General features: G+C 32.8%; 9 protein-coding genes. 1 reads left to right on the top strand and 8 read right to left on the bottom strand.

From position 1 onward, the window contains the following. Positions 1 to 794 precede the first annotated feature (794 nt). From GLW08_RS12625 to GLW08_RS12610, 4 genes are all read right to left on the bottom strand, one after another. On the bottom strand, positions 795 to 1250 hold the full coding sequence (locus GLW08_RS12625) for a hypothetical protein (RefSeq protein WP_160848993.1): 456 nt from the start codon (positions 1248 to 1250) through the stop codon (positions 795 to 797). A 182-nt stretch (positions 1251 to 1432) separates the two neighbouring features. Next, positions 1433 to 1639, bottom strand: a complete 207-nt coding sequence (locus GLW08_RS12620; protein ID WP_160848992.1) for a hypothetical protein — start codon at positions 1637 to 1639, stop codon at positions 1433 to 1435. A 20-nt stretch (positions 1640 to 1659) separates the two neighbouring features. Further along, positions 1660 to 1923: a hypothetical protein gene (locus GLW08_RS12615; protein WP_160848991.1), complete on the bottom strand. Its 264-nt coding sequence runs from the start codon at positions 1921 to 1923 to the stop codon at positions 1660 to 1662. A gap of 127 nt (positions 1924 to 2050) precedes the next feature. Then, entirely contained in the window at positions 2051 to 2407 is a 357-nt protein-coding gene (locus GLW08_RS12610; RefSeq protein ID WP_160848990.1) for a hypothetical protein, read from the bottom strand. A gap of 649 nt (positions 2408 to 3056) precedes the next feature. Between GLW08_RS12610 and GLW08_RS12605 the strand changes: the two genes are divergently transcribed. Further along, positions 3057 to 3302, top strand: a complete 246-nt coding sequence (locus tag GLW08_RS12605) for a hypothetical protein (RefSeq protein ID WP_160848989.1) — start codon at positions 3057 to 3059, stop codon at positions 3300 to 3302. Between the two features lie 27 nt (positions 3303 to 3329). On the opposite strand, the gene dcm is transcribed toward GLW08_RS12605, so the two are convergent. From dcm to GLW08_RS12585, 4 genes are all read right to left on the bottom strand, one after another. Further along, positions 3330 to 4463 (bottom strand): DNA (cytosine-5-)-methyltransferase, encoded by a 1134-nt coding sequence (gene dcm, locus GLW08_RS12600; RefSeq protein ID WP_160848988.1) that lies wholly within the window; start codon positions 4461 to 4463, stop codon positions 3330 to 3332. Positions 4464 to 4624: 161 nt separating this feature from the next. Beyond that, positions 4625 to 5773, bottom strand: a complete 1149-nt coding sequence (locus tag GLW08_RS12595; RefSeq protein ID WP_160848987.1) for a restriction endonuclease PLD domain-containing protein — start codon at positions 5771 to 5773, stop codon at positions 4625 to 4627. Positions 5774 to 5941: 168 nt separating this feature from the next. Continuing rightward, entirely contained in the window at positions 5942 to 7843 is a 1902-nt protein-coding gene (gene drmB / locus GLW08_RS12590; protein ID WP_160848986.1) for a DUF1998 domain-containing protein, read from the bottom strand. Further along, complete coding sequence (locus GLW08_RS12585) at positions 7840 to 11361, bottom strand: helicase-related protein (RefSeq protein WP_237458422.1); 3522 nt, start codon at positions 11359 to 11361, stop codon at positions 7840 to 7842. The genes drmB and GLW08_RS12585 overlap by 4 nt, the downstream gene beginning before the upstream one ends.

Here is an 11361-nt window from a genome sequence, read left to right as displayed (position 1 = left end):
TTGGTCCAACGAGGAGTTTAAAGTTATTATGAGGGGTTGGCAAGTGACTTTTTTAATTTATGCCGGCCCCCGCGGGGGCCGGCATAAATTAAATGCCAATCCTTACATTATTAGAATGCCATAAACAATATTCTTTATTCATTAATAAACTTTGATAAAAGACTTATTAAGACCCTTATAAACAAACTTATAAGAGGCTAAAAAGTCGTAATTTTATTACTCTATAGTTTTAAATGTTATTAAACCTTGATAAGTATTTTATAAACCTGCTTATAAGATACTTAAGGGAAATAACTTCTTAATAAGTCCATATTGATACCTTTTAATTTTCTTTTAATTAACCTTATTACTATTCGTTTTAGGCAAAATAAAATACTTAATGATAAAACTAAATGCAATTAATATGAAAAACTGGATATTGTCTGCATTGTTAAATATAGATTTATTAAATATAAATAAATCCCCTGCTACTGCTAACAGGCCCATTGCACCTGTTAATAATCCTAAGTAATAACAGAAAAGAAATAGTTTCCTCATTCTTAGTCCCCTTTTTTATATTTTACTTATTTGTAATTAACTATTGAGCACAGAACCTAGGACTTACACCTACATTACCTAATAATGCACCTCCTATTTCACATAATTTAATAAACCACAAAAAAAGCAGATTACTACAGTAATAAAACTTAAGCACTGTAACTATCTGCTTTAATCGTTTCCATTTTAACGATAATTATGTTTAAAGAATCCTACCCTTTCATTTCCTTATAAATTCCTTTATGCCTGCATATTAACTAAGACTTTTGCACAATTTCAAATCTTTCTTTCTTACTATACTCTCTCCAAACTTTAAGGTAGGTGGAAGCCCACATATCGTATATGAAAGCCCCCATCAGTCCGCTAGCAGGTACATAAAATGCATAAAACAAGTTGTTCTCTCCATAGTTGACCACCACTCCACTAAGAACAGCAATTATAAGCAAAGTGAAATACATAAACACTTGCATATGAATAGGCATTTTCTCGATATCGTTACGAATTACCGTCCTCCATGTTGGGACAAGGATCTTCCGCATAAACAATGCCCCCATCGTGCATGCAAAAATATTCAATGCATACAATTGCCAAAGCGGGATATCTGTTTCAACAATTGCCAAAGGTAACAGGATTAAGAAATAAGTATTAAAAAATATAAAAATTCCAACTATAACCACATTGCGATGCAATTTTGATAAATAGAAGTCTTCCACAACTAAACACTCCTTTAATTTACAATTTTGGTTACAAATACTATTATAACGTGCATCCAATGAAAAAGCAGCATTAAAGATATTAACAATTATCATGTTATTGGCTTCATACTACGACCTGGAAAATTATCCACTTTAGTCACTTAATGACTTGCTATCGTGTGTAAAACCTGCTGAAATACTTAAACAGTAAATCTAAAATTAATGTATTTATTTTGTTTAATCTGTTCAAATTCTTTCCATGTTAAGACGGTTGAATCTACTTCGTTCCCCTGATTATCAAAGAAATATAGAATTACATTATTTTCATTTTTTATAATATGTAAACCACCCTGTTGAACAAATAACAGGTTTATTCTTTTTAAATTTTCATAACTCATTTTTTCCATATGTATCTCCCTCCTTCTTTTTATGGAATATATAACAATAGGTTTTCAACTTTATCTATACTTTCATTTAGATCATCCCCTTTAATTTTTTTATTAAATGAACTAAAATATTGGGTTGTTTGAGACACTTGAAGATCATATTTTAAAAATTCTTTCTTCAATAAAATAAATTCTGTTTCATTGATTAATCCTTTTTTATATAGAACAAGTAACACGTTTGTTTTACTTAAAGAAAAATCTATATTTAAATGTTCTACTTCAATTTTCTTTATGTACTCTTTCATACCTATTCCTCCTTTCTCTATTTATTATTTTCAATACATGGAGAGTTTTTTCTGCTTTATATACAATTATTTTTTTAATATCTATTCGGCCTTATCGACAAAAAAGCACATAAAAAAGAACAGGATATTACTCCTGCTCCTTATCGATAAGATATTCTTCGTCTAATTCTCTGGCTAACTGGTAGAAGTTAAACAGTTCTATTTTATCGAGAATGAACTCTTGAAACTTCGGATAATTCTTGTGTAATAAACTTTTTAAATCTACATGAGAATCGTGATAGCAAAGCACATTGAACTTATCCATTTGTTTTAAATTATCATGGCGGATAATATACACACAATAGTGGTAATCCGACTGGATTAAATGTTTGACTGGAAGCGGAATTTTGTTCCTTGAAACTATAAAAGTGTATTCTCCGTGAGAGAGTACACTCTCTTGAATATCCTGAAATTTCGAAGTGGGGTTAATGTTGCTTTCTTTCATAAGTTATCTCCTCCATATTATCTACAGATTTTTTGATTACACTTGTTCATTTATACGAATAAGTGTTCACTCCTGCATATGAAAAAGAGAGTTTTACAAGTATATTGGCCTCACAAAATACTCCCCAAAAAATATGGGACCGCTTCTATGTTTCTATTTTTAATCTTAGACAATCACCTTCGTTTTTTATAACTCGGATTACAGATGCAATTATGAGACTATATTTTTCGTTATTTTTCTTCTTATATATATTTGAAGTGGAATACCACTTGGTATATGTGTAGTTATATTTCGAGAAAAACCTATAAATAAATAAGTAGTTACAGGAAAGGAGGAGATTATCATGGGTAAAAAAAGAGTGTACAACACAAAGGGAGATTATTTTTAATTTTGGTGAAGCGGATACTGGAAGAGTAAATAAGGTCCATCAGAATATAAGAAGCATGTTACAAGATATCGGGAGTTCTAATCATCATGTAACGGAAATACATTCTAGTGATTATATGCTTCGTCCATTGTACTGCTTCTTTTTTGCTTACAGTTTTTCAAAAACTGCACGTTTTATGAAATTTAAAGGAATTTATTTTAGATAAAAAGAAGTTTATTGGCAAGATAAAAATATAATTAGGTAGGAGTTGGAAGCATCAATATGAAAGCAAATAAACAAAACGAAAAATTTATTAATGTCTCTGATTTGTTGCAAATCATGGAAGAACTAAAGGACGATTTAATTGAAGACGAGCATCTATTTAACAGTTATACATCTTTAAAATTTTATTACTACAAAAACTTAAAAACTGTTAAACCACAATATGAACATTATCGACAAGAGAAAGCATACATAGAAAAAGCATTTGCATTTTTAGATGAATATATTAATACCGTGAAGGTATAAAAAAGAACCCGCCGAAGCGGGTTCTTTTTATGCAGTCGTGACTGCTTCCTTATCTTCTTTTACTTTAGATGAACGATTCTTTTTATATACACTATTTAGGGCCTCTAGTTGTCTCTCTGCAACCCTCCTAATAACAGGAACACTCACTGCATTACCTGCTTGCATATATAAATGAGAATTTGCCATATCCTCTGGAAGTTTGTAGTCATTATCAACCGGGAAGCCTTGAAACCTAAAGGTCTCCTTCGGCGTCAATTTCCTTATCCCCCAATCGTCGATGATTAAAGGAACATTGTGCCCACCTGCCCCCATGTTGGCTGTTAGTGTAGGACAAACATTGCTTTGATTTTCTCTAACATATACACGTCTTAGTTGATAAACTGTGTCTTTCCTATTCATGGATTCGCTTAACATTGGATAGTATTGAGAACTTTCATCATAGTAGTATTTATCATTTTGTTTGTCTTGACGATCTAATACATCATCAATAGTAAGTGTTAACGGCACTTTATTTGGCCATTCAAATTTCTGTAACGCCTTTTTATTTCTAAAACCTACTATAAAAACACGTTCTCTGTTTTGAGGAATATTCCCATAATCCATTGTGTTGTAAATGCGACTCTCAAAATGATATCCACTATCCCGAAGCATTTGTTCTATTACTTGGAATGTTCTTCCTCCATCATGACCATGTAGGTTTTTTACATTTTCTAAGAAAAAGGCTTTAGGTTTTTTAGAACGAATAAAACGTACTACATCATAAAAAAGAGTCCCTCTAGGATCAATTGCCTCTGTTTTTCCTCCACATTCTGGACATACTGCTCCATTAACATACTCATTATATGACACCATATGGATATGCTCACATTCATGGCATTTATATTTCATTCCATGCCGTTCACCAGCAATTGAAAATGCAACACATGGCCAACCGGCCGTGATTATGTCAGTATCATCAGGCATTTCAAATTCATGTACATCCCTGATATCTGCTTCAATTAAAACATGATTAAAGTTCTTTCTATAGGTTATAGAAGCATTCTTGTCCATTTCATTAGCCCAGATGACATTGGCTCCTGCTTGTTCAAACCCCTTATCTATCCCACCAACACCTGCAAAAAGTGAGGATACAGTATATTTATAGTCATTATCAATTGTCATTATAAGCACACCTCCACACGAACTTATGTTCCGTCCGATTTAAGCATACTTTATTTTATCATGTTTTGTGGATAATGGCTGCCCCCTGTGTTTAATTTCCTAAAACTTATATTTTGTATGGGCAATTTAGCACTAGTATTGTTCGTATCTTTCATCACTTATCAATCTTTAAATTCACCTTCAAATTCATCATAAGAACCTTTGGAAGCGAAATTAATTTTGAAACGATGTTCATCGTATTTTGTGATAAGAACAGAATCTATGCCAACACGATCTAGGTCTGCATAAGTTACAAGTTGACCAACCGGAATTTGTAAAATGGTACGAAGTATCCAATAACCTAATTCCTTGTTTGGATTACTCATAAATCCTTTCCCCCCACCTTGACAAATACTTGCATCAATCTCTTTACCATCTGGTAAAACTAAAATAAACGGTGCTTTATCCCCTGTATGCCTGTCAAATGGGAAGAAACCTTCAAACTGTTTATGAATCCAAGAAGGGATAGGAACATAGACTTCATCTTCATGTCTTGATCTACCACCTGCATTCCATTGATTTAAACCACTTTTCTCTTCCACTTCACCACTTCTTGCTGAATAAAGAGGTAAATAAATTTGTTCGTACTTTTCTTCTTCTGATTCATGTACCATATAGTATTGCTGTGAATCCTTTGACAATAAGAACTCAAAAGGATTATCTAAGATCTCTACATTGAATGAAGCAACTGGGTTTTCACAAAAGAATTGTTTATATAATGTACTTTTTGCAATGTAAAACTTATAATTCGCATGTTTATCTTTAAAGAAGATATTTTTATCCGTTGTCTTCTTTTTATCTAACTTTAGTGTATCAATATCAATATAATGCATTTCCTCTTCATATATCTCAAATTTTCCATCTTTTCTAGTGACTAGATGATAAATCATTTCATTAGTCCCATGTGCACGTTCGGTAGCGGCTATTCGTTCATTTCGTAATTCCACAATTTTTTGCATTGTTTCTTCTGCATCTAATCCTCGAAACTTTTCTAGATCTTTATTGAACTCGGCAATTTTTTCAAACTTTTTCCCATTCCCATGAACGAAAGTTTTTAAGCCAATACCGACATTTCCTTTAAAAGCATCAAAGGATACGTCACCTCTAGCGAGGTTATTAGCGTTTAATGCTTTACAAAAAATATTCTCTGCGGCTCTGTAGTATAAATACGGCGTTTTGTTCTCACTAAATAAATTAGAGAGTGAACCTACAACTTGTAACAACTTAATGTAGTGTTCTTGCTCTTCCTGAGTTTGTCTATCAAAAAACAATTTACTCCCCTCACTTTCATATGTAAATATTAGCAAATTTTCATCGAACAATATAGATCTAATTTCATACAAAAAGAACAGAGAATTGAATCACCTCTGTTCTTTTCAAGAGTTTTTATAGCAAATCAACCATTAAAACTATTTAAATAATTTCATATTTTAGATGTTCTAGATTTCATTAAACAATCCTATTTCAGGGTCTACTAGTAATGTTCTATCCAAAAATAAGTTAACACTCTCACAGGATGTCTCAGGTAAATATGAGCAACTATGACATGATGCTCCATTAATGTTATTTACACCCTGACCTGCTTCTTTACCAATTTCTGAACATACAGGATCGGAACTACACCATTTTGCTTTATCCAACGCTTTCTTCACAATTTGAAAAAAGTAATCTTCTCTCCCCATTCTTACTAAGCCTCCAAATGTACCATCAATATCACCTGAGGATGTATAAATAAGAAGACCGGATTGATTTTCATCTAAATATAACCTCTCTCTTAGTGAGGCTGCATTATAGCCACAAGTTAATGCAAGTTCATTAATTATTAAATGTGATAAAGTATGCAATAAAACTTGCTTTGGTGTAGTAAATGATTCACTAATATCCATACCTGATTTTTCAGCATTAGTTAACATCCTATTAAAGTAATTTCTCACTATATGATTGTTTTCCCATTCTAGTAACTTATCCGCATCTAATGTGAAAAATATTCCTTCTCCAAATACTTTATATGCAGGCAACCAGTTGTTTTCTGGTTTATCAGGATATTTAAAAAGAAGGTTCTTCCCTTTAACTATTTGTTTGCTATCATCACTATCACCATTAGAACTTAATCTATTAAATCCGGTTAATGCAACCGTTTCTTTTAATTTTGTCACCTTATTAATCTTGTTAAAGAACGTCTTTATTCCGTTATCCGAACTATTACCTTTAATCCATGCTGTTTTGACTTTCAAGTTTTTATTATCCACTTCAGATATTAGGGTCTCAAACTCTTTTTGGCGTAAATGGTTCTCTATGTTCTTTGGGTTAGTTCCTTCAAATGTTTCAATTTCTATTTCACCTTCTGTATATAGAATGGCAAGTTCAATATCTTTTTCATTAAAATCTTCTATTATTGAAGGACAGAACCTCTTAACATATTTAATTTTATCCTGCATTGTCTCATCTCCTGTCATGTTCAGGAGTGAAGGAGTGATAAAATTTCTTTCAAATATATTTATTATTTCTTCTGCATTTTTATTTTCTCCTGGAAGATAAATAGCACTTAATTTATTTGGAAAATAAACATTTATAGAATTTTTAAGAACTGCTACTGGGTAGGCATGACATGGTTCAGATTCTTTTTCTGAACCATACCAAGGCTTATTTCCAGGACACTCATATAATTCCTCAGAATCATTGAGCATTCTACTTAGTTCACTTACACCGTTTTCCTCTTGTTCAGAATTACTCCTTCTAGACATAATTCCCCGTAAAGACCTTTCTTTATCACAACTACAACTGACTTTAAGAGAATCTAAAGTAGCGCCTCCTGTTGACACAATCTTCATTAACCCATTACATGTAGTATCTTGATCTTTATGAACCCATTCTCTCCATGGAAAGTCAGATAAATGACCGTGTTCACATACTATTACAAATGGGACTTGTATCATCTTACTTTTTCTATTACATCCTTTACATAATAGCCAACTAGACCTATTAGATAACTGGGCTTGATGTAGCGTTTTACAATATTGACAATACTGCCATGTGGGAAACCTTAATAATGGAATATATACGTCAGTGTTGGATTGTGCATTGCCTAAATCGTCTCCTTTAAAACGATAGCCTTCTCTAAAATCAGGTGGCATAAATAATTTATCGACTTTAAGTGCTGATCGTAGTCTGGGTTCAACAATTTCAAATTCATTCATTTCTTGTGCTTTGTTATCATTCTTGTCATAAAACCATTTATCTAATGATCCTATTAATGCCGATTCTCCTGTTGGACTTATTATAAGTGCGCCAGGGCCAAATGTTGTAATTAATTGACTACTTCTTAAAGGGATATGTTTCATGATAGCAAATCCTCCCAACTGCTACTCTGACTGTCCTCTTCCATAGATTGATATAAAGAAACTATTAAACCTCTGCACTCAGCATCTACATTACGAAGAGAGTTTATCATAGGTGATGAATTCTTTTTTAACGCAGGAGGAATATTTTTACCAGCAGAATACATATAACCTTCAACTTCTTTGTCAACCTCCCAGGAGTTATATGAACCTAATTCGATATTCTTTAATATTTTCTTAAATCTACTCTTAAATTCATCTACTTGTTCTTTATCAACCAATTCTACTCTCTTAACTAAACGGTTATAAAAAGGAACAATTTTTTCACTCATAAATTTCTCTATTTCTCTCCAGTCTGGAGTGTATGCAATGTATTGATTAAGTGCTTGACGAAGAAAGCCAATAAGTACTGCTTCTAAGCCTTTATCTAAACAAGAGTCTGAAAAAGGGGTAACACTTGTAGGCTCGACTTGTGAGTACAAACGTTGGTGATATTCTCTAAAGTGTTCAAAATGTGATTTGTCCCTTGATTTTGTATTAGCATATAAAGTGAACACAAGGCCCGGACGCTCACTCCATTTTCTCCCTACCCTACCGCTAACTTGGATATATTGAGCGGTCATCTTAGGTTGGCCAACAATTGCCATTACTGAAAGGCGATCTATATCTACACCTACTTCAATAATGTTAGATGCTAAACATAAATCTATTACTTCTTTATCTTTTTTACTTTGCTCTGGTTTATAACTTACTTTGAGATCATCAATAGTTTTAGATATTTCGTGACTTTGTTTTCTAGATGTTAATTCAAGATAATTATTTATATACCTAATATCCTTTGACATACCTTTTCTTTTAGCCATTGCATTTGAATATTGTGGGATGTCTGTTTGAGTTAAAGTTAAGCCACCGCCTAATTCACGGAGGGTATTATAAAATGTTAGCAACGTCCAGTACGGATCTCTTTCAGTCCGTTCTATCTCTGAAGATGCCTGTAAGATTGATGAAAAAGTCATAACTTGTGACATCATTATTCTTACTTTTTGAGTGTACACACCAACATACTTTCGTCCAGGCATAGGTTTAGTTTCAGTTTCATCATAATAAGCAGGCTTGGCAAAGAAAGAGTCTTTATTATCTAACCCTGGACTAGGAAAAAGCCTTGCATTTTCCCTTCCAAATAACGCTAACGCTTGTTCATTAAATTGATTTATTGTAGCAGTGGCCGAAATTATTTTAGGTTTTATAGTTTCACCATCAATATTCTTTAAACACAACTCTTCAATCAAGGTTTCAAATAAACCGGCTAAAGTTCCTAAAGGACCAGAAATAAGGTGTAATTCATCCTGTACAATTAATGATGGAGGGCTCACTACTCGTTCTCCATTTTTGCCTAACCCAAATAACGACCTTGCCTCGGGCTTCCATACTAATTGAACGAACTTATCTATCGTTCCTATCAAAAATGTCGGTCTCTTTTTGTATATTGTTTCATCAACTAAGTAAATAGGTAATTCATCATTATACATACAGTTACTATCCGGACAATGTAAAACTAACTCATTATTCCCTGCTTTATATCCAAAGTAATGTTTCTTTTTACTTCTTTCTTCCGAATAATAACCCATTTTCGCTCCACACCATGGACAATTATTTACGATAAACTCTTGACAATCTTTTGATTGCTTTCTTAACTTCTCTAGTTCAGTCTTTGCTTGATTATTTTTATTTGGAGTAGTTTTTGATCCTACCCAAATACCAATTGAAAACGGTGTTTCTCCTAGTTGACCTTTTGTCTTTCTAATATATTCTAATGCACATATCAGCCTTGAAGAGCGTTGAAACTGGTCTGCAGTTAATAATCTCAGTGTATATCTCATTAAGACATCAACACCTGAGTCGTATGGATCTTTTAATCTGCGATAAATCATTTGGAAAGCGGCCACTCCTAGATAGGCTTCTGTTTTACCACCACCTGTTGGAAACCAGATGAGGTCCACTATTTCTCTAGCCTTTGATTTTTCGTTTATTAAAGATTCCATAGACATTAAAATGAAAGCAATTTGAAAGGCTCTCCAAGTATTGTCTGCATACTTAAGCGATTGTTCATCCTCTACATTATCACTTATATCTTTATCAAAAATAATATTTCCATTTTCGACTTTACCATCTCTGATAACTTTACCATTCCTCTGTTGAAGTAAAATTGCTAGGTTAGCAAGTTTGAATGCTTTTAACGCTTTTTTATCCTCAAGTAACTCTAACCCCTTATTTATTCTTTCCAAACTTTCTTTGCACAGTTTAATGTGCCTCTCTGCTGCAGGCTTTAAAGGGAGTGGAATAGAACCCAACTCTGCTTCCTTTTCTTTTATCCAATCACCATAACCTTTAATTAATGGTTGTAAAATCTCACCTGGACCTTTATCTGAAGATAAACCCGCTAAGTCACTCATTTTTATTTCAAGTTCTACTTTTTTATTACCTTCTTTTATATAAATGTTAGGTGTCATACTTAGAGATTCATACTCAGGCATGAAAGTAGAAGATATCTCTTGTATTACCTCTTGATTTTGCTCCCAGTGTGTTGAACAACCATGTCCAAAAGCATACACATATTCATTTTTGTAAAGTAATTCTGTTGACGCTTCTTCATCACTCATATCATTCTTCATCTGATAATCTTTAGGATAGAATGAGAAACTGTAATTATCCGGAGTAGAGATGCTCACTTTGGACTGAAATAAAATAAGTTGCTGAAGATTAAATTTACCGTTGTCTTTAGTACGGTTAGTTACACTAATAGTAATGATATATTTATTGTTAATTTCTCGAATACGGCCTTGAAAGTGGATGTCTAAATGACTAATGTCTTGGTCCTTCTTATTCTTCAAAGACACATTATGTTTTTTCTCTTTATTTTTCCAAAGATCCTCTATATCCAAATTCCAAAATCCTTGTATTGTCTCACGTAACCACCATTTTTGTGTCTTTTGACTTTCTCCCTTCAAATAAACACTATGTGGTGTGTAAGTACCTCCCTCAATTTTCACTTGTAAATTAGGAACATTTTTATCAACACAAAATGTTAGTCCCATTGTAGAAGGCATAAAATCATTTGATTGTGGCAGTAACTCAACCTCACCATGGTCCTCTGAACTTTCTTCGTCATCAGCATTGGTTATTTGATCTACCTCTAAATCTTCTCCCTCTTGTGATATTTCTTCATTTTCTTTATGTATAGGACTTTCAAGGGAAGTTTCGTCGGCAGAACTAGTTTTTAAAGGATACAACATGCCACTTACATACCGTTGACTAGGAGTTTCTCTCTGTAACACTTCTTCCTTCTCCCCCCCTACAATCCAGTAGTGAGGTTCATAAAACTCATCCTTATTTTCAAATATTGAAGTACCGACAGGATTAAACTCCTTATAATGAGTTCTTATCTGTGATGGACCAATTATCTCTTCTTTCACATTGCTATGAACTTTATCTCTATTAGACAATGAATTTTCTAAGTTCAT

Source organism: Pontibacillus yanchengensis, from assembly GCF_009856295.1.
Lineage (GTDB): Bacteria > Bacillota > Bacilli > Bacillales > BH030062 > Pontibacillus > Pontibacillus yanchengensis_A.
Note: the sequence above shows the minus strand (reverse complement) of the source record. Positions and strands in the feature narration are given on the sequence as shown.

Excerpts from the sequence above, each read along its gene's own strand:
- GLW08_RS12620 (WP_160848992.1), bottom strand. The coding sequence starts at position 1,639 with ATGGAAAAAATGAGTTATGAAAATTTAAAAAGAATAAACCTGTTATTT.
- GLW08_RS12615 (WP_160848991.1), bottom strand. The coding sequence starts at position 1,923 with ATGAAAGAGTACATAAAGAAAATTGAAGTAGAACATTTAAATATAGAT.
- GLW08_RS12610 (WP_160848990.1), bottom strand. The coding sequence starts at position 2,407 with ATGAAAGAAAGCAACATTAACCCCACTTCGAAATTTCAGGATATTCAA.
- GLW08_RS12605 (WP_160848989.1), top strand. The coding sequence starts at position 3,057 with ATGAAAGCAAATAAACAAAACGAAAAATTTATTAATGTCTCTGATTTG.
- dcm (WP_160848988.1), bottom strand. The coding sequence starts at position 4,463 with ATGACAATTGATAATGACTATAAATATACTGTATCCTCACTTTTTGCA.
- drmB (WP_160848986.1), bottom strand. The coding sequence starts at position 7,843 with ATGAAACATATCCCTTTAAGAAGTAGTCAATTAATTACAACATTTGGC.
- GLW08_RS12585 (WP_237458422.1), bottom strand. The coding sequence starts at position 11,361 with ATGAACTTAGAAAATTCATTGTCTAATAGAGATAAAGTTCATAGCAAT.